This is a genomic window from Sphingobium sp. TomTYG73, from assembly GCF_055394245.1.
The window spans coordinates 1,835,350-1,858,580 of sequence record NZ_AP027339.1; the positions used below are offsets into that span (position 1 = coordinate 1,835,350).

The 23,231-nt window shown below is 59.8% G+C and carries 22 protein-coding genes, 1 tRNA gene and 1 pseudogene; 8 read left to right on the forward strand and 16 right to left on the reverse strand.

Features of this window, described 5'->3' with window-relative positions:
• Positions 1-550 precede the first annotated feature (550 nt).
• Both ACZ5TH_RS09210 and ACZ5TH_RS09215 read left to right on the forward strand, forming a co-directional pair.
• Entirely contained in the window at positions 551-1,183 is a 633-nt protein-coding gene (locus tag ACZ5TH_RS09210) for a VOC family protein (protein ID WP_464793701.1), read from the forward strand.
• A 141-nt stretch (positions 1,184-1,324) separates the two neighbouring features.
• Positions 1,325-1,507 (forward strand): transposase, encoded by a 183-nt coding sequence (locus ACZ5TH_RS09215; protein WP_464793702.1) that lies wholly within the window; start codon positions 1,325-1,327, stop codon positions 1,505-1,507.
• Between the two features lie 111 nt (positions 1,508-1,618).
• Here ACZ5TH_RS09215 and ACZ5TH_RS09220 read toward each other — a convergent pair whose 3' ends face one another.
• The 11 genes and pseudogenes from ACZ5TH_RS09220 to ACZ5TH_RS09270 all read right to left on the reverse strand — a co-directional run bounded on the left by ACZ5TH_RS09220 (position 1,619) and on the right by ACZ5TH_RS09270 (position 13,071).
• A complete protein-coding gene (locus tag ACZ5TH_RS09220; protein ID WP_449474091.1) occupies positions 1,619-2,128 on the reverse strand; it encodes a MarR family winged helix-turn-helix transcriptional regulator in 510 nt (169 codons plus the stop codon).
• A gap of 390 nt (positions 2,129-2,518) precedes the next feature.
• The gene (locus ACZ5TH_RS09225; RefSeq protein ID WP_464791923.1) at positions 2,519-2,641 is read right to left on the reverse strand and encodes a hypothetical protein; all 123 of its coding nucleotides are present in this window, start codon (positions 2,639-2,641) and stop codon (positions 2,519-2,521) included.
• A gap of 270 nt (positions 2,642-2,911) precedes the next feature.
• On the reverse strand, positions 2,912-4,312 hold the full coding sequence (locus ACZ5TH_RS09230; protein ID WP_464793703.1) for an aromatic ring-hydroxylating oxygenase subunit alpha: 1,401 nt from the start codon (positions 4,310-4,312) through the stop codon (positions 2,912-2,914).
• Positions 4,313-4,380: 68 nt separating this feature from the next.
• The gene (locus ACZ5TH_RS09235) at positions 4,381-5,172 is read right to left on the reverse strand and encodes a glucose 1-dehydrogenase (RefSeq protein ID WP_449474096.1); all 792 of its coding nucleotides are present in this window, start codon (positions 5,170-5,172) and stop codon (positions 4,381-4,383) included.
• Positions 5,173-5,224: 52 nt separating this feature from the next.
• Positions 5,225-5,746: a VOC family protein gene (locus tag ACZ5TH_RS09240; protein WP_464793704.1), complete on the reverse strand. Its 522-nt coding sequence runs from the start codon at positions 5,744-5,746 to the stop codon at positions 5,225-5,227.
• Positions 5,747-5,999: 253 nt separating this feature from the next.
• Positions 6,000-6,167 (reverse strand): annotated as a pseudogene (locus tag ACZ5TH_RS09245) (transposase); the annotation flags it as partial.
• A 134-nt stretch (positions 6,168-6,301) separates the two neighbouring features.
• On the reverse strand, positions 6,302-8,419 hold the full coding sequence (locus tag ACZ5TH_RS09250; RefSeq protein ID WP_464793705.1) for a glycosyltransferase: 2,118 nt from the start codon (positions 8,417-8,419) through the stop codon (positions 6,302-6,304).
• Between the two features lie 6 nt (positions 8,420-8,425).
• Positions 8,426-9,574, reverse strand: a complete 1,149-nt coding sequence (locus tag ACZ5TH_RS09255) for an HlyD family secretion protein (RefSeq protein WP_464793706.1) — start codon at positions 9,572-9,574, stop codon at positions 8,426-8,428.
• Positions 9,575-9,851: 277 nt separating this feature from the next.
• Positions 9,852-11,684, reverse strand: a complete 1,833-nt coding sequence (locus tag ACZ5TH_RS09260) for a pilus assembly protein TadG-related protein (protein ID WP_464793707.1) — start codon at positions 11,682-11,684, stop codon at positions 9,852-9,854.
• Positions 11,685-11,731: 47 nt separating this feature from the next.
• Complete coding sequence (locus ACZ5TH_RS09265; RefSeq protein ID WP_464793708.1) at positions 11,732-12,427, reverse strand: TadE/TadG family type IV pilus assembly protein; 696 nt, start codon at positions 12,425-12,427, stop codon at positions 11,732-11,734.
• Positions 12,400-13,071, reverse strand: a complete 672-nt coding sequence (locus ACZ5TH_RS09270; RefSeq protein WP_464793709.1) for a TadE/TadG family type IV pilus assembly protein — start codon at positions 13,069-13,071, stop codon at positions 12,400-12,402. The genes ACZ5TH_RS09265 and ACZ5TH_RS09270 overlap by 28 nt, the downstream gene beginning before the upstream one ends.
• A 159-nt stretch (positions 13,072-13,230) precedes the next feature.
• On the opposite strand from ACZ5TH_RS09270, the gene ACZ5TH_RS09275 reads away from it, so the two are divergent.
• Positions 13,231-13,425 (forward strand): hypothetical protein, encoded by a 195-nt coding sequence (locus ACZ5TH_RS09275; protein ID WP_464793710.1) that lies wholly within the window; start codon positions 13,231-13,233, stop codon positions 13,423-13,425.
• Between the two features lie 133 nt (positions 13,426-13,558).
• Here the strand turns inward: ACZ5TH_RS09275 and ACZ5TH_RS09280 are convergent, their stop codons facing one another.
• Positions 13,559-14,404, reverse strand: a complete 846-nt coding sequence (locus ACZ5TH_RS09280) for an SDR family NAD(P)-dependent oxidoreductase (RefSeq protein WP_464793711.1) — start codon at positions 14,402-14,404, stop codon at positions 13,559-13,561.
• Positions 14,405-14,418: 14 nt separating this feature from the next.
• Between ACZ5TH_RS09280 and ACZ5TH_RS09285 the strand changes: the two genes are divergently transcribed.
• The 3 genes from ACZ5TH_RS09285 to ACZ5TH_RS09295 all read left to right on the forward strand — a co-directional run bounded on the left by ACZ5TH_RS09285 (position 14,419) and on the right by ACZ5TH_RS09295 (position 16,704).
• Positions 14,419-14,577 carry a hypothetical protein gene (locus ACZ5TH_RS09285; RefSeq protein WP_464793712.1) on the forward strand — a complete coding sequence of 53 codons (159 nt, stop codon included), beginning with the start codon at positions 14,419-14,421 and terminating at the stop codon, positions 14,575-14,577.
• Between the two features lie 133 nt (positions 14,578-14,710).
• A complete protein-coding gene (locus ACZ5TH_RS09290; RefSeq protein WP_449474109.1) occupies positions 14,711-16,015 on the forward strand; it encodes an NtaA/DmoA family FMN-dependent monooxygenase in 1,305 nt (434 codons plus the stop codon).
• Positions 16,016-16,257: 242 nt separating this feature from the next.
• Entirely contained in the window at positions 16,258-16,704 is a 447-nt protein-coding gene (locus tag ACZ5TH_RS09295) for a nuclear transport factor 2 family protein (protein ID WP_464793713.1), read from the forward strand.
• 6 nt (positions 16,705-16,710) lie between these two features.
• Here ACZ5TH_RS09295 and ACZ5TH_RS09300 read toward each other — a convergent pair whose 3' ends face one another.
• The 4 genes from ACZ5TH_RS09300 to ACZ5TH_RS09315 all read right to left on the reverse strand — a co-directional run bounded on the left by ACZ5TH_RS09300 (position 16,711) and on the right by ACZ5TH_RS09315 (position 21,592).
• Positions 16,711-18,576 carry an ABC-F family ATP-binding cassette domain-containing protein gene (locus ACZ5TH_RS09300; protein WP_464793714.1) on the reverse strand — a complete coding sequence of 622 codons (1,866 nt, stop codon included), beginning with the start codon at positions 18,574-18,576 and terminating at the stop codon, positions 16,711-16,713.
• A gap of 191 nt (positions 18,577-18,767) precedes the next feature.
• On the reverse strand, positions 18,768-21,032 hold the full coding sequence (locus tag ACZ5TH_RS09305) for a glycoside hydrolase family 3 N-terminal domain-containing protein (RefSeq protein WP_464793715.1): 2,265 nt from the start codon (positions 21,030-21,032) through the stop codon (positions 18,768-18,770).
• A gap of 70 nt (positions 21,033-21,102) precedes the next feature.
• Positions 21,103-21,423 carry a DMT family transporter gene (locus ACZ5TH_RS09310; protein ID WP_464793716.1) on the reverse strand — a complete coding sequence of 107 codons (321 nt, stop codon included), beginning with the start codon at positions 21,421-21,423 and terminating at the stop codon, positions 21,103-21,105.
• 82 nt (positions 21,424-21,505) lie between these two features.
• Positions 21,506-21,592: transfer RNA gene (locus ACZ5TH_RS09315), tRNA-Tyr, on the reverse strand.
• A gap of 107 nt (positions 21,593-21,699) precedes the next feature.
• Here ACZ5TH_RS09315 and ACZ5TH_RS09320 point away from each other — a divergent pair.
• Together ACZ5TH_RS09320 and ACZ5TH_RS09325 are read left to right on the forward strand one after the other, a co-directional pair.
• On the forward strand, positions 21,700-22,440 hold the full coding sequence (locus tag ACZ5TH_RS09320) for a TrmH family RNA methyltransferase (RefSeq protein WP_464787388.1): 741 nt from the start codon (positions 21,700-21,702) through the stop codon (positions 22,438-22,440).
• Between the two features lie 51 nt (positions 22,441-22,491).
• A complete protein-coding gene (locus ACZ5TH_RS09325; protein ID WP_464793717.1) occupies positions 22,492-23,226 on the forward strand; it encodes a hypothetical protein in 735 nt (244 codons plus the stop codon).
• Positions 23,227-23,231 lie beyond the last annotated feature (5 nt).

Below are 23,231 nucleotides of genomic sequence, written 5' to 3' on the forward strand. Positions count from 1 at the left end.
TCGGTATAAGCATAATTGGCGAGGAGCGAGAAGGCAGATCTCGGTTACCACAGCAGATCGGCCTCCACCCCGCATGCGCGCTCTGGATATGGAAGCCCAAATCAGCGAGGATGGCAAAGATGACGTTTCGTGCGTGTGCCGAAATGCTGCGATCGTGCCCGAAAGACCTCTCTTCGGTATGGCGAGATTGATTCCGGCCTCGATATTAAAGGAGATTCCGGCTTTGGCTCCTGCACACGACAAGCCAAAGGACGCGCGGAAGGCCGTCCCATAGCCAGCGAACAGCGCGATGCCGGGCGCGCACCTCTGCCGATGCCTGCACCGCCGCGGAACAAGCGCCCGCCGCCGTTGCAATTCGGGCCTGAGACACTCCTTCTAGCTGGTATTTTCAGCCGCCGATAAGCCGTGGGCGGCAGCGAGTCATTACGGCGGATGTCGCTGTCATTGTCTTCCCATTTGGTCTGCCACAGCTCGCCACCACCAAGCTAAATCTGTGGCCAGATGCACCAGAACAGTCCGGCCGGGCGGCCCGGGGCTTTTCGTCCTACGCATGCTCATCGCCATATTTTATAAGTTGGTTCATCCCGAGCTTCCTGATAGGATGCTTGCATATGATTACCTGACTTATCAAGATAGATGGAAGGTCAATACTATTATGGTGCTCAAGCCTTGGGGGCGGCTCAACCAAATCGCCTATATGGTGCCCAACTTAAACAAGGCGATCGATTGGTGGACCGAGGTGATGGGCGTGGGTCCCTTTTTCGTCTTTCCCGCTTTCGAGATGGTTCGAGGCGATTATCGCGGTAAAGAGCATTTCGCACAGTACGGCGCGGCGATCGCATTTTCCGGGGACCTGATGGTCGAACTTATCGAACCGCGAGGCCCGTCGATCTTCCAAGAGTTTCTGGATGCGGGCCGTAAAGGCGTCCATCATCTATGCGCTTTCTCCGACAGCATGGAAGATGCGGAAGCCTGGGTCGCTGAACACGGCGGCACGCGACTGCAAGGAGCTGAGTTCGCAGACGGGTCCCAGATCGCCTATTTCGCGATGGATGCTGAGGAAAACAATATCCTGGAGATCGGCGTGTTGAAGCCCGAGGTCCAGAGCCTTTTCGACATGATTCAGCAGGCTGGCGCCAACTGGGATGGCAAGGCAAAGATCTTCAACCCGACGGCGGGCTGAGGATTATTGGGCGGGTGGCACTGACAAGCGAGTCAGCCATCCGACAGATCAGTCGCCGGTGAAGTTCAGCTCCACACGGACGCCATTGGGATCGGTGCCGAAGATTTGGCGTAGCCTGATCGATTCAACGATGTTGACATCATGGGACATGCTCATCTCCGCCAATACCTTCGTAATGGCGTCATAGCCAAGCACCGCAACCGGATCGAGCGATGCTTTGGTCGCCTCAAGCATTTCAGACGCTTCGCTACCCGCTACGATCGGCGCACCGCTCACTTTGCCGACTTCGTACATCTCGCCGCTGCCATGATCTGGCTACGCTGAATGTCGATGCGGCCTAAGTGATGGGAGTGTTTCGCTAGGACTTTGTTGAGCCCGCGAATGCGATGATGGGGTAAGCAAAGCACGTTGAGCGAAAGACGGGTCGGACCCGGCCTACCGCTGGCCAAAACGGAAGTGTTCGGCAAGGTCCGCTAAACTCTTTCGCAATGCCTCTTCCCTCTCGGCACCCAAAACTGACCGGATTTCGTCATTGAGGACATCACCTTCCGCACGTAGCGGCGCGCACACTTCGCGGCCTTTACCAGTAAGCCTCACGCGCACCTGCCGCGCGTCAACCTCAAAAATGCTTCGCTCAACGAGACCTCGCTGCTCCAACCGCTTGAGTGTCTGTGATACTGTCGCATGCGCTATCGAGAGCCGCTTGGTCAGTTCGGAATGCGAAAGAGGCTCCTCCTGATACAGTTCAAGGAGAAGAAAGGCCGCAGCCTGACTCACATCGGCTTCGGCGGTCCTGACGGCATAAAGATGAGACTGGAGGCGCGCCACCATCGTGATGAGATAAGGTGTTGTGAGCTTGGCGTCGAATTCCGAGGGCGCAACCCACTTCTCGTCGAATCCTGTCCGAACCGGGGGCCGCGCGCGATGTCTGGGTGCTTGCTTCATCCGCTGTCCTTATGGGAGAGTCGTCATAAAGCCACATAAAAACAGCATTTGTCATTCCGCAACAACACAACGAGGGGTCGCCAGGCGCTTACGGCGCCCGCTTGCGGCTCTCCTGTCTAAAGCCGTGAGGCACAAAGCTTGAGGCCTGTTTTCCCCAGTCTTTGGTGTCATCCACATCCATAGGTAGATCACCTTCCCCGTGCGCCGCTAAGGTCGTCGAGCGACCGACTCCCTATGGATGAGAAGGGGCCGCGTCGGACTCGCATCCGGGGGTAACGGTAAGTCGAAACAGTGCCATGATTCGACCGGCTTGTTCCGTTCGCTTGCAGGATATTTCAAGGTATGGACGGCCGACACTGTCGACCGCCACCGTCATCATATATCTGAAGTTCAGAACTTGAATATCAGTTCACCACCATAGGTGCGCGGTGTGCCCGGAGCGCTCGAAAAGGCCGAGCCGGAGTCTTGAGCATAATAATTGATGTTGAACTTTTCACCCGTGATGTTCTTCATCCCTTGTGGTCATTCACGTTTGATATGAACTACGTGACCACCTCAATATGGCGCAAGATGTCTGTTCGTTCTCATCGTCAACAACCGCCGACGACATCGTTTACCATTGTTGCTTCGCCTCGCATGAATTCGTCCACCTGCCATTGCGCCGTCTCACCAGGCGCGGCATTGGGCGCATGGGTTTTGGTCAATGTGTGTTGGTGTCAACGATGGAGAGATGTGCATCGCGCTTCCACAATCTATTGGTTGCGTACCGCGCTGAGGCTCCAGCTATTTAAGGCAAGAGTCCCCGTCCAGATATTCCATCAAAGTTTTATGAAGGAAACGAATGCGGACTTCCTGATAACGGCTTAACATGACGTCCTTCACCCCACCTGCCTTCAGGCCCTGCTGTTGCAGCGCCAGATTTTGGCAGTCCTGATCATAGATTAGCCCGTGCCACGGCTGAAAAGCGCCGCTGGCCGCATAAGTATCGTCAGGGCCAAGGTCGATTTGATTGACCTCTGGAAAATCCGATCCGTCTTGCGGTTTTGGCCGGAAGATCATGAAATCGAAGCGTGTACGATCTGGACTATTGTCGATCGGAACGAACCGATAGGCGAATGGATAAGGCAATCCCTTGAATAGGAGGAAGTTGGGGAACAGCGAATATTGAATGGGATCACATGCTTCTGCGTCCGTCAGATGGCTGAAGTCCCGTCCGTAGACCTTGCCCAGTTCAGTGCGGTTCATCTCTGCCAGATAGCCCCGCGCAGTTTGGCCTTCCGGCAGTGGCGGAGCGTTATCAGTATTGCCAGTGACGGCGCCGAACGTTGCTTTCCATATCTCGGCTTCGGTAATCGGCTGGGGGTATTGGTCGCTGGGAATTCCGGTGGGAGCACAGAAACGACTAACATGACCATTGTCGGCCCAGACGTCATATTGCGTGCTGGCGTCGCCCCCAAAAGGAAGAGCTTGCGAGTGAAGTTCGGCGACATGGAATGCTTCGACAAACCCTTCCATGCAACACTTCCAATTCGCCTCCATGACCTTGGTTACGCGGGTGTCCAGATAGACGTCGTCCCGGGACCAGTCGGCAAATTCCGCGATCAGCGGACCCAAATATGTTTCCAGCGATGGTGATGCGGGATCGCGGTTGACGAATACGAAACCTCCCCAGAGGCCAACGCGCGCTTCTGGTAAAGCGAGTTCGGAATCTTCGACCGGATCGAAATCCCAGCGCGCAGGTAAATTCTGAAGGGAGCCGTCGAGGTTCCAAGTCATGCCATGATAGGGACAGCGTATCTTGTTTACGCTCGTGTCCGACGCGCATAATTTCATGCCGCGATGCAGACATCCATTATAGAAAGCTTTGATCACGTCCGGAGCACTGCGCATGATGATCAGCGACGCACCGGGCGAGTCATACAATACGCAATCACCAACTTCCCTTACTTCTTCGACACGGCAGGCGACTTGCCACGTGCGCGACCACATCCGTTCCTTTTCCAAGTCAAAGAAAGTCTGGCTGGTATAACGCTCGCGAGGGACGCGCGGCATTTCGATATGCGTGGGATGGATTTGGCGTAAACTCGCGGGTGCCTCAATGGGGTCGCGCGCAATCACTTGCTGATATGTCGGAGCAGGGCTGTCCCGGTAATCGGGTGCGCCGTTGGTATCGAAATGAGTCATGGTTCAATCTCCCATCTTGGGCTGGGTCAATCCAAGCTGGCTATCCAGCGTAGCTCTCGCGGGCCACATCACCCCGCTGGGATCGCACCCGTCAGCAAATAGCCGCCTTCAACAGGAAGCGCGTGACCGGTGACCAATGAAGCTGCGTCCGAACTCAACCAAAGAATGGCAGCAGCCAACTCGTCGGGGCGTCCGAGACGTTTTTCCAGATTGGCGACCTGTTCGATCATGGACCGCTTCGCCCCCACAAGATCCATTTTAAACGCCAACATCGGTGTGTCAGTCACGCCAGGGCATACCGCGTTGATGCGGATCTTGCGCGACGTGTAAGCCAAAGCCGCGCTTCGCGTCATGGCAAGAACAGCGGCTTTCGTGCCATCGTAAACAGCACTGTCCGGCCGCGACCTGAGTGCATTCATTGAGGCGACATTCACGATCGAGCCGCCACCCTGATCGAGCATTTTGGCGATCTGGCGTTTCATGCACAAAAATACGCCCATGAAGTTGATATCGACAACGCGGCGGGCCTGCTCATCCTGCACATCGGCAAGCGCAGTATCCTCCAGTTCCACTGCCGCGTTATTGCAGGCGAAATCGAGACGTCCGTAGGTGGCAATGCAAGTGTCGATCAGTGAATCGACGTCTTCGGATGACGTCACATTGGAGCGGACGAAAATGGCCGTGCCACCAGCCGCCGTGATGGCGTGTGTCGTTTCCTCACCACCTTCCGCTTGGATATCAGTGACAACCACATTCGCACCAGAAGAAGCGTAAGCGATTGCCGTCGCCCGACCGATACCACCGGCTGCTCCTGTGACCAACGCTGTTTTGCCCGCGAAATTATAGGTCAAATCGGCCATATACTCAGAATCCTCGTATTTTTTTCGGTCGGGAACTTGTTTTCGATCGCTTTTACATGAGGGAAAAATCGCGGACCGGATCGGCGCCGTCGAAATTCACGGACGCGCTCTCGACCCGGTGATAAACCGACAGGAGCGGTATCGACGGTTCGTACAATTCGACGAAGTGGCCGAATTGTTTGGTCGCATCCATCATCGCAAATCCGGACCCCGGTTGGACTTCGCCGTAAAAGCCCTCCGGAAATCCCGCAGCTTCGAATTCCTTCATGATCGCGGGCAAGTCGTCGACGATCAGCGCGATGTGATGGAAACCTGTCCCGCCATTCGGAAACAGGTCTGAAAAGACCGATGGCTCGGAACTGTGGACTTGAACCATTTCGATCATGACGTCACCCCATTGTCCGTAGGCGGAGGAATGATCGAAAACGCCAGGCTTGCCGCGGTAACGCGCCAAACTCATGGGAATATGCTCCATGACGAAGTAAGGGCCTGAACCGAAAGCCTCCGCATGCTGACGGGCAGCTTCGCGCACGTCTGGCACATAAAATGCGACCTGCCGGATCGGATAGCGCATGAACATCTTAGTGAACATTAGGGATACTCCTGCAAGCACGATCAGGCAGGGAGGGGGCGATCACCTGGCCGATATTGCAACCGGTGGCGGCGCCAAGCACGATGGCCACTTTTCCATCAAACCGCATCTAGATCCCCTCCTTATTGTTAGCATGCATCCTAACTCGACAACGGCTCGCCCGTCAATATATTTAGGCGACATAATATTAACCTGACCGATCGCCCTGTGGTGCTGATCAATCTGTGGCCGTTAAAATGAAGGTGCGTAGCGGATCGGCATCGTAGGCGGCGTCTGCAATGACATGGCCGACGCCCTGCAAGCCGGACAGGAGGGCTTGGGCCTGTGGGCAATCGCCATATTGTCCTGGCGTTGGATGAATGCGCAGCGGCAAGCCGATCGCATCGACGGCGGCGGAAATCCGCCATAAGCGGTTAAAATGGTGCTGTTAGAAACGCACCGGTCTTCGCGGGCGACGTTCGGCGCGGGAGTCAGGCTTAGCGTAGGTTGTACCGCCGGATGTGATCCTGTTGGACAACCCGTTTTCGCGTGGATCTATCAGGCTGCCCGAGTTACCCTGTCGTTGCCGGACATATCGCGCTCAGGCGCTTTTTTAAGGGCTTGGACCGCAGATGGGACGACACGCGTCGTTGCGCTTAATTTCTCGGGTGCCAGATCGCTGTTGGCGATACGGGAATCCACTTCAGTGGTCCGAAGATCCGCCAGCCAGAGGCGTTTGGCGACAGCCAGAGCAGCGGCAGCCGCAGAGGGGCGAACGGCATTGATCCGGATTTCGTTCGTGAACAGCGCGACGATCAGCCGGTCACGGATTTCCTCTGAATGAAAGTCGAATTCAATGCCGAGGCGCCTGCCCGAACGGCGGACAAATCCGCGCAACAGGCCGACGTCCGGCAACACGACATCGACGCGCTCGCCGACACTCAGGTCCGCCGGTTCAGCAAGCTCCAGCCCAAGACCGGAGATGGAAATGTCGCCCTTATCTGACCGGATCATCTGCCCCTGCGCGCTCAGGATCGTCACGGCCTGTCGGAGCGCGAAGCGCTCCTCACCCCGGACACGCGGTTTTTCCAGGCACATCATGGCAACCAGCAGCAGGATGAACATGTTCACGATCGTCCAGAAAGTCACCATGGGCAGCAGGCCGACCTGCGACACGACCCGATATTCCGGCGTAACATTGATCATCAGACCAGCGAAACTGAGCGCGAGTAGGCCGAGCGCTACGAACAATATCGTTCTTTCCCATGGATTTCCGCCCGCGTCGGACCCTTTGGGCGTGACCTTGAAGACAAGGCCTTTTGGACGGAACAATGTTTGCAGGGCAACCGGCAGAATGCGGAAGGACTGGAACAGCGACAAAATTTGCGCGGCAAGCGGGTAATAGCGCCCCGGCGCCAGGAGCGTGATGCCGCTCAACATTGCGACGATCAGCGGCAGGACATAGTGAATGACCGCCTCCAGATCGATGCTGACCATCGGAGCCAGATTGAACAGCATGAAGCAAATGGGCGTCAGCACGGTGAACATGGATTGGAAGCCCTGCGTGATCCATGCGCTGGGCAGGAACAACAGGCGATAGCGCAGTTTCAATCCTGGCCCCAAAGGACCTTCGTTCAGGTACAGGATCTGGATCGCACCCTGCGCCCAGCGCTGACGCTGAACAAAGAAGGCGGTCGTGCTTTCCGGAGCGAGGCCAAAGGCCAGAGGCTCATTCAGATAGCGGGTGACATAACCCTGCCGCAAGCTGGCCAGCGTCAGCAACATGTCTTCGGTGATCGATCCTTCGGGCAGCCCTCCGCCGATCGATTCAAACAAGGTCCTGCGCGTCACGGAGTTCGATCCGCAGCAAAACGCGGCGTCCCAACCGTCTCGTCCCGGCATGATCGCTTCGAAGAAAAATCGCTGATCGTCCGGCATGGCCTGTTGCAGGCCCAGATTGGTCTGCATGGGATCATGATTGTAGAAGCTGTGCGGGACCTGGACGATGCCGATCCGCTCAGACTCGAAAAAGCCCATGGTCCGCAGCAGGAAGTCTCGGCGTGGCACGAAGTCCGCGTCAAACACCGCCACGAACGGCGCGTCGGTCACCGTCAGCCCGTGATTGATATTGCCGGCCTTTGCGCCTTTGTTGTCCGGCCGGTTAATATAGCCAGCCCCCTTCGCCATGCACAGATCGCGCACCCAGGGGCGTCGGCCATCGTCCAGCACCCATATGCGCGCGTCCGGCCAGTCGAGAGCGAGACAGCCGAGGATGGTTTTTTCCAGCACTTCGCGCGGTTCATTATAGGTGGCTATGAAAACATCCACCGGGGGTAAATTCAGCGGTCCTTCTTCCCATGCAGCGCGCAGTCGTGCCTCGCCCGCATCAGCCTCCGCCGACCGGTCTCGCGGCCGGGAAAGGATCGCCAGCAAGATCGCGCCATCGAACAGCGCGGCACTTTCCACCAGCAGACAGGTCAGCGGCCACCATAGCTTGCCCGCCCCCTCGCCCCAGGGAATCGTCTGTGAGATCCGCCACTGCAGATAATAGACAATGGTGCACCCAATCGTCGCGACCAGCCCGGCACGCCACGGCCATATCTTGCCGAAAAGCAGCAAGAAGCCCACCAGCAACGCCAGCGGCGCGAAGGGCGCGGTGGTGGCGATGCTGGACATGTGCCGTCAGAGCCTGCGGCTGAACCGGACCTCGGCCAAACGCCCAACATCGCATTTGCGCGCGGCATCGACCCCACGGGGTTCGGGCGCCGGCAATGCGACATCGATCAGAATTTCTCGATCCTCCGGCAAGGAATAGGTGGATGCGGCCAGCAATTCCTCCCGGCGCCGCCCCGCCGCGCCGGTGATGTTCACGACCTGCCCCTTCAGCCACTGATCGGAACCGATCATGCGAACGTCTGCGGGCGTGCCGGGACCAATCACTTCAGCCTTACGTTCTGGAAGGGCGACCTGGACGAAGCGTCGACGGCAATCGATCAGGTCGAGCACCGGCTCACCTGCGCGAATGGCGGCGCCGGGACTGGCGGCCGCCGCCCATACCAAAGTTCCCGCCGGGGCACGATAACTCGCCCGGGCCAACGCGTCCTTCAATCTCAGACTGGCCTGACGGTAACGAGCTGTCGCGTCGCTCAACGTCTTTTCGACCGCCTGCTTCTGCAAGAGCAGGCGATCGCCCTGCTGCACCGCATAGGGCGCGTCATTATAGCTGTCGCCGATAAACACCCCGGATTGCGCGGCACTACGCGTAACCTGAATGGCCCGCAGCCTGGCGGCAGCGCTGCTGCAATTGCTGCTCTTGAGCGATGCGGCGGCTTCCGCCTTCTGCACCCCGGCGGGCGATATGAAGCCCCGCGCCGCCAGAACGCGCGTGCGGGCAAGATTAGCGGCTTGCTCTGCGCGTTCGGCCTGGCATCCGGCGAGATCTGCCTGCGCGGAGTCGCGATCAGCGGTAAGGCGCGTTGCCATCGCGCCGGAAAAAAGCGTCGCGCGCTGCTCCAATCGCTGACTTTGGCCATTCAGTTCGGCCAGTTGCCGTTCGCTGAGCGCCATTTCCGTCTGCGCCATCTCGGCTTGAGCCTTCAATTCGGCGACCTCGCCCGTATCCTGCGACAGGTCCAACAAATGTATTCCGGTGGCTTTGTCGAAATAGTGGCCGTTCGCCGGGAGATCGGCGACTGTTCCATCGGCGGCGGCCGTCAGCCTGATCAGCGGAGCATTGATCGCCGCCTGGGTGGAAACGTCGTTCAACACATAGGGGGCGAAACCCATGGCCCCGCCACCGATCAGGGCGGCCGCCAATATGATACGCGTCATTCGCGCGCGCAAAAGATTTTGAATATCAATCATTTTTCGCCGCTGACCCGCTGCCTTTTTCCAATCTTCCGAAACGTAACATCGGATAGTTAGCAGCGCGTTAATGACGTCTCGCCAGCGCCCTCTTGTGCCGGTTCCATTCGGCACGCGGGGTATTATACCAATATGAGTTGATCAGGACCCGCCAGCCAGAGCCGGTTCGAAAATGGATCGACTGCATCCAATTTGCATTCGATCCATTTTCAACCAGGCTCTCAGCACCATCGATTTGCGATCGCTATTGAACCAGTCGAGCCGTCTGGAGCGCTGTGGAGAAGAGTTGCAGCAGGGCCGTAGTGATACTGTCATCGGCTGTCACGGTCTGCACCAACGGAGAACCATTGACGCCAGATGACGCGCAACTTTGCAGCGCGGTGAGAACCTGATCGGAGCTCCCGGCCTTTCCTGCCGGATAGGGCGAAGGAGGAGGCGGCAAAAACGGCGCAATATTCGTCTGCGACCAGCTGTCGCCGGAAAGAGATTCCGGCAGATATTGCGTATAGAGGATCGCGATCTTGATACCCTTGGCCTTGATAGCCGTGCATTCGGTCAGGTCGCTGCTCCGCATTGGTCCGAAATATCGGCCGCCGCCATTTGGCTGATCCAACATGCCGTCCGTAATGATGAACAATATCTTTTGTGGTGTCGCTCCGGGGGCACCCGTTCCCGCATTGGGAATGAGGTTTTTCATCGTAGTGAGCATGTTCGTTACTTCAGTGGCTTTATCGTCTATATTGCTCCCACTCGTCGGCATAGAGTTCTTCCACCAATAATCATCCGCCGGAAACAGGGATGTTGCCGAAAATGCGCTGCCGTAGGACGCGACATTGTTCAAACTATTGAGCGTCCTGACAGGTGTAGTATTGCCGGATCGCGTCCAGTCGAACGAAAACATCTGTGCCCGATAGGTGACCTGATATTGCGATGCCTGGTTGGCCGCGAAAGGGATCAACTGCGATGCGGCCAAAACCATGTCGTCCTTGCGCAGAGTAATGCTGGAAGGGCTACCATAGATTCTGCCGTAATTATGTGTAAGCCAATAGCCGTCAGCCCAATATCCGGTGTCGTAGACGGTACTCGTTGCAGTGCCCGTAGTCGTGGTTGTAGTTGTGGTCGAGGCACCCCCGTTAGTGGGCGTGGAAACCTTTGTTGTAGTCGTGGTCGGCGTAACCACCTTGTAGACGGTAGACGCACCGCTGGAACTGGAGGTAACTGTATAAGTGGTCACGTTATAAGTACTGACAGTGGTGTCGATGTTCCGCGTATTGCCGTTCGATCCGGATGTCGTCCGCGTAGGCCCCGTCACCGTCGGTGTCGTGGATGACGTCATGAGATTACCCGCGCTGTCATAGACCAGGTTGGCAGATGAATCCCACCTGTAGAAGACATTCTGGGTGGTGGAACCAGACGTATAATATCCTGCCGATAGCAATATGTGGCGGGCTTGCTGATCCTTGACGTAAATATTGTCGGTTTTCGGAAGCATCGCATGGCATGCAAAGGCGCAGCCGTTCGCATTTTCGCTCGTCTTGGTGGCCGCGATTATCTTGCTCACTCCATCCGAAGTCGCAGGCAGGAGCATTGATGGCGAATTGTCCATCGCAAGGTAAAAATCGACATTGGGCGGTTGCGCAGCGCTTGCCGAGGACGTTCCGCTCACCGTCAGGGTGCCAGCCCCCAGAATGCCACCGAATACATTGACCGACTTGGCCGTATAACTGACGGTAGCCTTGCGAAGATACCCCAGTGCGCCGCTGCCGCCGGAGGTCCCGTCCGTAATCGTGGGGGTCACCTGAAGGTTCTGGTAACCGCTCAGGAGACTTGCCTGTGCACTGAACATAGTACGCGCGGCAGCAGTCGCCTCGCTGTTCGACTGAAGGATCATCGAGGGTCCGACAGCCGCGAGCGCCGCTGCGTCGGCGGCGGCGTTCAGGTGCGTCTGGAGGCTCATGGCGCGAGAATAATCGATGCCAAACCCGGTGACGAAGGTCAGCGGGATGAGCGAAAATGCCATGATCATCATGGCCCCGCCTTGCTGATCGGCCTTTAGACGAGCAGCGAGGCTGGCCATCGCTGCCGAAGAACGGAGACAAGAGAGTTTTGTCATCGGTCAAGCACCTAGTAAAGACGAGGAGTCATGTAGATGGTATGGGTGAGCGCCGTGGTCCGGATAGGTATATAACTGACCGATGGCGTGAAATTGTAAGTGATCTTGCCCATGTACAGCCAGCCGCCGGCCGTGCCGACCTGGGTCTTATTGGCGACGCCGGGAACAAGATTTTGACAAACATTCGATCCGTCCGGTGAGGTCGGCACCATAGTGGAATTGATCATATCGGCCGGGATCGAGATGACGGCATTAGCCGACTGCGTCTCGACAGTTGGAAGCGTACCGGCAGTGTGTTCTGAAGTTGTGGGCGTGACGACGCTGCCATCGACATTCTGCGTCTGTGCCTGGGTCCATACGACATAGGCATGCGTGGCGTCGCAAATCCGAAGCAGCGAAATCTGCTCGGTCGCATTGTTGAGCTTATAAGGCGACAGGACAACCGCACTGGCGCTGAGATAGGTTTTCGCATTGGCGCTCTGCGGCGCGTTATAGATGACGGTGGGGGACATGGTTCGGCTGGTAAGATCGACCAGCGAACGGGTCGCTATCGTAACCTTGCGGTTGCAGGCGATCATGTCCGACAGGCAAACGCCGCCCGTGTACATGAGCACAAGAACCGGCAGACAGATCGCGAATTCCACGATGACTGCGCCGCGCGCATCCTGCCTGAAGCGCTTCAGCATGAGCTTTGCGATGCGTTGCATGAATAATCTTCCGTCGTGAACACCGACGTTGCCACAAGCTTCCGATTGGCATTGGGCTGATTTATCAGGTTCAAGCCGAGCGGCCCTTTTCCTGTCGGCCACAAATACACCAGCTGAAGAACGACGATGCGGTTTTTGCCGCTACCGCCCGACTGGTAGATATAGCCCGTCCCCGTCGAGGTCAGCACGCCATTGCTGTCATACGTGAATGTGGGCGCAGACGTGCTGCCCACATTATAGCCACTTGCGGTGGCAACGTTGACCGTTAGCCGAGAGCAGGTGAGCATCGCTGGCAGGAGCGACGGAACGCTGACGGCCTGCCCGCTCGAATTGGTGCCGGAATACCCATTGCAGATGGCGTCTTTGAAGTCATCGGATGTCATGCCCATGTGGCCATTGGCCATCTGGGTGGTTTGGGCTGAGCCAGTCAACAGCAGGCGCCCTGCGCTTTGAGCCGCCGTCTCCAGCATCTGTTGCGCCAAATATATCATCATCGTGTATAGGATCGCGAATAGCAGCGCGAGCAAAGCCGGTGCGACGATGGCGAATTCCAGGGCAGCCGTACCCTTCCTGTCTTTCGACAGGTTCGTACCGAAGCGGCGAACCGCTTTCAGTGGGTAATAGATACTGCGTAAAATCGCCACGCGAGGGCATCCTTAAAGCTATATCAAAGGCTATATCACCGATCGGCGTTCAGATTTCGTAAACGGCCTAGACGGATGGGCGTGATCGAGATCCGCACTCTGGGCGGTCATCGACGCCAGTTCCGGATATTGCTTTTGTAACGCTTCGCCTCACGAGCATTGTGTGGGCGGGCAGCAGTCCTGCATGGCCCGCCCTTCACGGAGGGACGATTCTTTCGCGCCACCCATGTGCAGGTGCTGATGCGCTTCGACGATCGAGTTGCCGGAGCGGCTGCCGACCGGACGGCTGACCCCGAGGGCAAGGTGAGTTTCTACCCGGTGCGGGGGCGCAACTCGCGGAACATCCCGAACTGAGGCTGAAGCCCGGCATGCCTGCGGAACTGTTCATTGAAACCGGAAATCGGACGATGATTTCCTACCTGACAAAGCCTTTGAGAGACCAGTTCGCGCGGGCATTCCATGGGTGCGTCAGCCGGGCAGGCCAGGCTCAGTCGCCGGGGAAGCGCGGAACGATGCCAACATCCTCGAAGAAGGTGGATGCCTGGTACAGCGTGGGTCCGGCATAGGCTGGCGCGTCCGGAGAAGCCATCATCCAGGCGACCGTGCGTCCGGTATCAGCGGGCGTATAGGACGGCAGTCCGCCGCCAAACCCCTTGGCGGCTTCGCCATATTGCGCCGTCATGGCTTCGGTGATGGTCAGGCCGGGCTGTATGTGGAAGCTCGCAATCCCCTGATCCCGATATTCCAGATCGACAAATTCCGCGAGTTTGCTGAAAGCGGCTTTTCCCGCCGCGTATAGCAGGCCCCAGCCGCCCTCGGTCAGCTTTCGTTCGCAGAGCATGCTGCCCGCGCCACTGGTGATGAAGACGATACGTCCGCCGCCCTGTTTCAACATGGGTTCAAGCGCGCGCTGCGTGATGTGCAGTTGATTGACCATCATCCCACGCATGGCCGCTTCCGCAGCATGCGCATCGATTGCGGAGATGGGCGCCATGATGGCGGGTGACTGATAGATGGCGTTGTTGAACAGGCCGTCGATCCTGCCCCATTTGGCAAGCACCGCATCCACCGCGGCATCAATGGATGCGCGGTCCAATATGTCCATCGGAATACCCAAAGCCTCGCCGCCAGCGGCTTCGACCTCATCTACGGTGGCTTCGATGCTGCCGGGTACGGCAATAGCCTCCGACGCGACGGAACTCGCCAGTCGTCCTTCGCCTTCCCGCCGGGTACGACCGGTAACCGCGACGGCGAATCCACACTTTGCGAGTTCGAGTGCGGTTGCCTTGCCGATCCCGCGCGTCGCGCCAGTTACTATTGCCACCTTGCGCATACCCAAAGCTCCTGATGATCGTAGGACGTCCGGTTTTTGCCGATCGCCAGCCGCTCTTGTTCCGGGAAATCCATTCCGCCGCAAGCCAGATCATGATGTCTTTCGGCATCGAGGGATGCTCGAAACGCTGCTTTTTTGAAACGCCTCTAACCGGAATTGCTTCTACCACTTGACAAAGGTTGATATTCGTCAACTATTAGGAGCAGATGGCCGTGTAGTTGCGCCTCAGCAGATGATCTGCCGTGGGCGCCGCTGGCCACCGTTTGAAAATGCTAATGAGATAAACCTTAGAGAGAGTATCAGGCTATGGCCCACACGAAGTTCCACCTTGGCTATTTCACGAAGTTCGGCGCGACTTCCTGGCCGGGCGATGGCAAGGAGTTTGGCTCGCAGTGGGCGGATGGTTCCTATCACAAGGAACTGGCCAAGATGTTGGAGGCGGCGAAGTTCGACTTCGTCTTCTTCGAAGACAGCCTGATCGTCGGCGATCGTTACGGCGGCTCGATGGAGCTGGACCTCAAAAATGCGACGCTGTCGCCCAAGCTCGACCCCATGCCGCTGCTGCCGGTGATGGCGCAGGAAACATCGCACATCGGCCTGATCGCGACGGCTTCGACCACCTTCTATCCGCCCTATATCCTCGCGCGCCTGCTTTCGACGATCGACTCCCTGACCAAGGGGCGTGCAGGCTGGAACATGGTGACGTCGAGCGAGAAGAACGCCGCGCTGAACTTCGGCATGGAAAAGCTGCTGCCGCCGAACGAGCGGTACGACATTGCCGACGAGTTCGTCGAGTTGGTCAAGAAGCTGTGGGATAGCTGGGAAGAGGGCGCGCTGGTCGCGAACACGGAAACCGGCGTCTATGTCGATCACACCAAGGTCCACACCGTCAATTTCGAGGGCAAGCATTTCCGTTCGCGCGGGCCGTTGAACACGCTGCGCTCGCCGCAGGGCTATCCGGTTCTGGCGCAGGCGGGCGCGTCCGAGCGTGGACGGCAGTTTTCGTCCAAGAATGCCGAAGTCGTGCTAGGCATGATGACCGGCGGCGTTCCGGGCATGAAAGCCTATCGCCAGGACATTCGGGACCGCGCCGAAGCGCAGGGCCGCAATCCTGACGATATCAAGGTCTTCTTCCTGACGCCGGTGGAAATCTTCCCCGAAGGCGGCGAGCGGCCCGAAATGAGCGAGGCCGAAAAGCAGGCTTCGTTCGAGCATAATATCGTCATGGCTTCGTCGTCGCTGGACGTCGACTTCTCGCTTTATGACGTGGACGCGCCCGTTCCCCAGGACATCGTGGCAGGCGGCCACACCAGCGCCCTTGAGTATATGAAGAAGGCGGGCCGGGAAGAGGGTAAATCCCTCCGCGACCTGTTCTCCGTCGGGAAGGGTGCGAGCGGCATGGACTTCAGCGGCACCGTCGAACAGGTTGCCGAAAAGATGATGGCGGTGATGGACGAAGTGGGCGGTGACGGGTTCCTGATCGAAGGATCGGGTTATAACCATCAGCTTGCCGATCTGGTCAACGGCGTCATCCCTACCCTTCAGAAGGCAGGCGCCGTGCGCACCGAATATGAGGGCACGACGCTGCGCGAAATCCTGCGCGAATTCTGACGCGATTGGCGTGGAGCGATTGCGCTGCTCCGCGCCCTCCTCAATCTTGAAGCTGGAGCGCGCCCGCACATAGCGGCGCGCTCCAGTTGTTTTGGCATCCCCGACCGCGTTGGTTCACGCGGAGCCACAGCCGCGAGCCGCTGTTAGCGCGGCCGCAAAAAGGCTCGCTTGGAACGCGGCATCCCCTGCGTTAGGGTCCTTGCAGACGGCCAGGAAGTCGTCGGCAGATGGGAGAGGAACGTTTGACTGAAACCGACAAGATCGCTGCGACTTTGGCGATATATGCCCTGAAAGCGCGCTACTTCCGGTCCATGGACAATAAGGATTGGGCCGCACTGGAGGCGGTCTTTGCGCCCGACCTGGTCGCAGATTTCCGCGATGCCGCCGGGGAACGGGACGAGAGCATGCTGATCCACGGCGCCGCGCCTTATATGGCACGCCTGACGCCGATGCTGGAGCAGGTCACAACCGTTCATCACGGTCATATGCCCGAGATTCACATCGAAACGGACAGCCAAGCCAGCGGCATCTGGGCGATGGAGGACAAGCTGTGGGTGCAGGAAGGCTCATCCCTGCCCTTCCGCTGGATGCATGGCTATGGCCATTATCATGAACGCTATGTGCGGCTGGCCGACGGCTGGCGCATCAGTGAAATCCGCCTGACACGCCTGCGCATCGACGCAGGCTAACGCCCCTTAAAGCTCCTCCAGCGCCGCGCTCGCTTCGATCCAGCTTTCTTCGATCGTACCCAGCTTCTTTTCGACCGAGGCGCGGCGGACCATGAGGTCGGTCGTGGTCATCTTCGCCTCGGCACCGGTAGCTGCCTTGGGATCGAACAGCGCCTGGTCGATGCGGCTGCGTTCGGCCGAGAGCGTCGCCATCTCCTTTTCCGCCTTGCTGATTGCCGACTTTAGGCTCTTCTGCTTTTCGCGCCATTCGGCTGCATTGCGCTTCTCTGCCTTGCGATCCTTCGGCGCGTCGCCTCCGCTGCCACCGCTGTCGGCCTTGCGCAAAATGATGTCGGTATAGTCTTCCAGGCTGCCGTCGAACGGCTGGGCCGTGCCCCCATCCACCAGGACGAGGCGATCGGCCACCAGTTCGATCATGTGGCGATCGTGGCTGACGATCACGACAGCGCCCGAATATTCGTTAAGGGCCTGCACCAGCGCTTCGCGGCTATCGACGTCCAAGTGGTTGGTCGGTTCGTCGAGGATCAGGAGGTGCGGCGCGTCACGGGTGATGAGCGCAAGCGCCAGCCGCGCACGCTCGCCACCCGACATGGAGCCGACCTGCTGCGTCGCGCGCTCGCCGGAAAAGCCGAAGCGGCCAAGCTGCGCGCGGACGGCGCCCGGCGTCGCGCCCTTCATGACGCGCGTCATATGCTGGAGCGGCGTGTCGGCAATGTCGAGCTCCTCCACCTGATATTGGGTGAAATAGCCGACATTCATCTTGGCCGAGCTGTTCATCGACCCTTCCATCGGCGCCAGCTGCGCGGCGATTAGCCGGGCGAGCGTGGTCTTGCCGTTGCCGTTGCGGCCGAGCAGCGCCAGCCGGTCATCGGGATCGATGCGCAGGTTCACGCGGCGCAGCACCGGCGTGTCGCCATAGCCGACCGCCGCCATGTCCATGGTGATGAGCGGCGGGCGCAGTTCTGGCGGGCTGGGGAAACCGAAGGACAGCGACGGGTCCTCGATCGCGGCGGCGATGGGCTGCATCTTCGCCAGCGCCTTGGCGCGCGACTGGGCCTGCTTGGCGGTCGAGGCGCGGGCGGAGTTGCGGGCGACATAGTCCTGCAACTTCTCGCGCTCGGCCTGCTGCTTTACGCGCGCCGCCTCCTGCTGGGCGAGGCGTTCGGCTCGCTGCCGTTCGAACGCATCGTAGCCGCCGGGGTAAAGGGTGATCTTCCCGCCTTCCAGATGCAGGATATAGTCGACCACATTGTTGAGCAGGTCGCGTTCATGGCTGATGACCACCACGGTGCCGCGATAATTTTTGAGGAAGCTTTCCAGCCACATCGTCGCTTCGAGATCGAGGTGGTTGCTGGGTTCGTCGAGCAGCAGCAGATCGGGTTCGGAAAAGAGCAGCGCGGCGAGCGCGACGCGCATTTTCCAGCCGCCCGAATAGCTGTCGAGCGGCCGCCCCTGCATTTCATCGTCAAAGCCCAGACCAACCAGAATGCGGGCGGCACGAGCAGGGGCGGTATAGGCGTCGATCGCCATCAGCCGCTCGTAAATATGGCCGAGGCGATCGGGGTCATGGGTCGCTTCACTCTCCGCCATCAGGGCGGCGCGTTCCTTGTCGGCGGCCAGCACGGTTTCGAAGGGCGTCGCTGTGCCGGTGGGCGCTTCCTGCGCGATATAGCCAAGGCGCGTGTCGCGCGGCATGTCGCAACCGCCATCGTCGGGGTCGAGCTGGCCGATCATGACCTTCATCAGCGTGGACTTGCCCGCGCCGTTGCGACCGATCAAACCCACGCGACTGCGCGGCGGCAGCGCGGCACTGGCGCGGTCGATGATGGTACGGCCACCCAGCCGCACGGTGATATCCCTGATATTCAGCATGGCCGCGCCCCTAGCAGTTGTCGCGGGGTTTGTCAGCGGTGCAGACGCAATCGGATGGGCAGAGACATCGTGCCAGTTATCTGGATTGCACAACCCCGTTCGGGCTGAGCTTGTCGAAGCCCTCTTCTTAAAAGAAGTAGAGCCCTTCGACAGGCTCAGGGCGAACGGTAACGGGACGAAGCCCTAATCTTCTATCGCTGTTCTTCCGCATAAAGCGTGAACTGGCTGTGGAGGCCACCCTCGGATGATTGCCCGAGCCACAGGTCGAACAGGCCGGGTTCCGCAATGATGCGGTTGCCCGATCCGACAAATTGCAGGTCGGTGCGGGACAGGGAGAAGCGCACGGTCTTGCTCTCTCCCGGCCCGAGCGGGACACGTTCGATTCGCTTCAGCTCGCGGACGGGACGGGTGCGGCTGGCCACGCGATCGCGGATATAAAGCTGCACCACTTCGCTGCCGCGCCGGTCCCCCTTGTTGGTGAGCCGGGCCGTCACCTCGATCGCCCGGTCCCAGCGCAAGGCGGTGTCTGACAGCTTCAGATTGTCGAGCGCGAATGTCGTGTAGCTGAGGCCATGGCCGAAGGGATAGCGGGCGCTGTTGTCCGTGGTCATGTAGCGCGCGCGATATTCGGTGCGATTGTCGATCACCGGGCGGCCTGTGGACTTGCGGTCGTAGAAGAAGGGTTCCTGACCCGATTCCCACGGGAAGCTGACCGGCAGCTTGGCGGAAGGATCGACCCGGCCGAACAGGATGTCGGCGATGGCATGGCCCGCTTCCGATCCCAGAAACCAGGTGGCGAGGACAGCCTGCGCGCTCGCGACGGAGCCATGCAGCGCAAGAGCGCGGCCGTGACGCAGCAGGACGATCACCGGCTTGCCGGTGGCCGCCACCGCATCGGCCAGCATCTGCTGGGGCGGCGGCAATTCGATCACGGTGCGCGACTGCGCCTCCCCCGACATGTCCTGCGATTCGCCAAGCGCGAGCAGTATGATGTCCGCCGCCTTCGCCGCCTCGACCGCCTGCGCGATGCCGCCGTCGATCGGCGTCATGATCTCGCAGCCCTTGGCTATGCTCAGCAAGGCGGGGTCTGGCATAGCGGCGCGCAGACCGGCGGCAATGTCCACGCCCTTCCCCTTGTCACCGTAAAATGCCCAGGGGCCGTAGATATTGGCGCGATCCTCACCGAACGGGCCGATCAGCGCGATCTTCTGGCGCTTGGCAGGATCGATCGGCAGGACGCCGCTATTCTGGAGCAGCACGATCGAGCGCCCAGCCGCCTCCCGCGCCAGGGCGCGATGGGCGGGCGTGGCGATGCGGGTCCGTTCCGCCTCCTCGCTGATGGAGCGATAGGGATTGTCGAACAGGCCGATCGCCATCTTCACATAGAGGATGCGGCGCACGGCGACGTCGATCGTCTCCATAGGCACCGCGCCACTCTTCACCAGATCGGGCAGGTGGCGGATATAGAGACCGCTCTGCATCGACATGTCGACACCGGCCAGCACGGCAAGGCGGGTGGCATCGCGCTCATCCTCCGCAAAGCCATGGGCGATCAGCTCCTCGTCCGCCGTATAGTCGGAGAAGACGAAGCCGCGAAACTTCATCTCGCCGCGCAGCAGGTCGGTCAGCAGTTCGCGGTCGGCGGTGGCGGGGACGCCATTGATTTCGCTGAACGCCGCCATGGTGGTGAGCGCGCCTGCCGCAAAGGCCGAGCCGAAGGGCGGCAGGTGCGTTTCGCGCAGCGTTTCATCGGAAATATCGACGCTGCCATATTCAAGGCCCGCTGCGACCGCGCCATAGGCGGCAAAATGTTTCGGGCAGGCGAGGAGCGAATCGTCTCGCCGCAGGTCGCGTCCCTGAAATCCCCTGACGCGAGCGGCGGCGAACAGGCTGCCGAGATAGACATCCTCCCCCGCCCCTTCGACCACCCGGCCCCAGCGCTGGTCGCGCGCGAGATCGACCATGGGGGCGAAAGTCAGGTGCAGGCCAGCGGCGCTCGCCTCCTGCGCCATGGCGCGGGCCGTGCGTTCGGCCAGGACAGGATCGAAGCTCGCGGCCTCCGCCAATGGTACGGGGAAAATGGTCTTCAGCCCATGGATCACGTCGCCCGCCAGCAGCAGCGGAATGCCGAGGCGGCTTTCCTTGACGGCGATATCCTGCGCGCGGCGCGCGCCTGCCACGCCGATGCCGTTGAACAGGCAGCCTACCCGGCCCTTGCGCACCTCTTCGGCAAGCCGCTTTTCATCCTGAATGCCGACTTGCGGATTGGGCGGATTATAGGGACGGAAGCTGTCGGTGAGGCAGGTCATCTGCCCCGCCTTTTCCTCGATCGTCATGCGGGCGATCAGCGCATCGACGCGCTCGACTTCGGACGCAGCGAACGCCCGGCGCGCAAAAGGGAATGCGAAGGAGCCGGACATGGCGGCAGCCAGGAAGGCGCGACGGTCGATGGTCATTGGACGACAGCGTAACGGATGATTGTTGCCGGGCCAACGCCCCGCTCCGCCATATGTTGCCGCCGCGCGGTCAGGCGGGCGCGAACAGCTTCGTGCCGACGACGCCGATGACGATCAGCGCCATGAACCCGGCCTGCACAGGCGCAATGCGGTCGCCGAACAGGATCATGCCGCCGATGATGACGCCAACAGCGCCAAGGCCGGTCCAGATCGCATAGGCCGTCCCGGCAGGAATACCCCTCATCGCAAGGGCCAGCAGGCCCATGTTGAGGAAGCTCAAGGCGATAGGCACGGACGAAGCCTGCCAACTGCCGATGGTCGCCGCCCATTTGAGGCTGAGCGCCCAACAGATTTCAGTGAATATAGCAATGCCAAGCACGAGCCACGCCATGACGAGCGGTCCTTTTTCAGACGGGCTCCGATGGAAAGCGCGCAGGCCGGAAACCCGAAAGAGGCGGCGCGCCCGCAAAGGGTGGTGGACAGGGCTGGATTCGAACCAGCGTACGGGAAACCCGGGCAGATTTACAGTCTGCTGCCTTTAACCACTCGGCCACCTGTCCAGTGCCCTGACGCGGCAAGCAAAAACTGCCTTTTACCGCGCTGGAGGCGCGCTCAATGGCGAATGGAGGCTTGCCTGTCAATGGTGGTATGTGAAAAGAGCGCTTCCATGAAAAAAGGACATCGCAGCGCAAAGCCCAAGGGCAACTTCCCCCGCTTCTACGGGCGGCATGCCGTCATCGCGGCTCTCGCCAATCCGAACCGGGTGGTCCGGAAAATATGGGGCACGCGCGACGCGCTCAATGCGCTGGACCTGCCGCCAGTGCTGCCCATCGTCTATGCCGATGTGGCGGACCTTGGCCGCATGGTGCCATCCGATGCTCCCCATCAGGGCATCGTCGCGGAGGTTGAGCCGCTGGATGACGTATGGCTTGGCGACGCGCTGGAAGCGGGGCAGGACGACAGGCGGCCCGTGCTGGTGCTCGACCAGGTGACCGACCCGCATAATGTGGGCGCGATCCTTCGGTCGGCGGCGGCGTTCGATGCGCTGTGCATCGTGACGCAGGACAGGCACGCGCCGCCTGAATCGGGTGTGCTCGCCCGTTCTGCATCCGGCGCGCTGGAAATCGTGCCATGGGTGCGCGTGGTGAACCTTGCCCGCGCGCTCGATGAGATTGCCGAGGCGGGATATTGGCGCATTGGCCTGGATGGTGAGGCGGATACGATATTGGGCGAGGCAATCGGCGAATCGCGTGTTGCGCTGGTGCTGGGCGCGGAGGGTGAAGGCCTTCGCCACAACAGCATGGCCCATTGCGATATTTTGGCTAAACTGCCGATCAGCCCGCGCATGGAGAGCCTGAACGTCTCCAACGCGGCTGCGATCGCCCTGTACGCCGCCGCGAGCCGGTAACGGGGCACAAGGCGCGCCGCCTTCCATCGGCGCAGGGGAACGGGGGACGATATGGCTGTTATTCTTCGCGCCGCCAGCGCATTGGCCTGCTGCCTGATGCTGGGCGCTTGCCTGGTGACGCCGGGCAAGTTCGAATCGACCCTCGATATCCGGGCGGATCGGCAGTTCAGCTTCACCTATAAGGGCGAGATAATCTCGTCCGAGATGAAGGGGCTTGGCGCTCCCGGCAATGACCCTGTCGGCGATGGTTCGCCAGAGAAGAAGGACAGCGCCCTTCACAAAACCGCGATGCAGAAGGGCCATGAAGAAGGATTTGGCGGTGGCAGCGCTGCCGGTGACGAGGCGCAAATGCAGGCAATGGCTGCCGCGCTTTCAAAGGAGAAGGGATTTCGCTCGGCCCGCTATATGGGCAACCATCGGTTTGAGATCGACTATGCGATCAGCGGACGGCTGACCCACAGCTTCCTCTTCCCCTTCAACAGCGACGCGGAAATCGTCCTGCCGTTCGTCGCGATCGAGCTGCGCGGCGACGATCGGGTGCGGGTGAAGGCTCCGGGCTATTCCAACGGGTTCGACAAGAGCCGTGAGCCGATGGGGCAAAGCGGTTCTGGAGAGGACGCGTCAAAGGCGCTCGACGGCCACTTCACACTGACTACCAACGGGGAAATCGTCAGTCAGAATCAGGAGGAGGGCGCGCAAAGCACCGCGGAGGGCAAGCGGATCGTCTGGCGGATCACCCCGCTGACGAGCGAGGCGCCCATGGCGACGCTGCGCGTCAGCCGGTAAAGGGC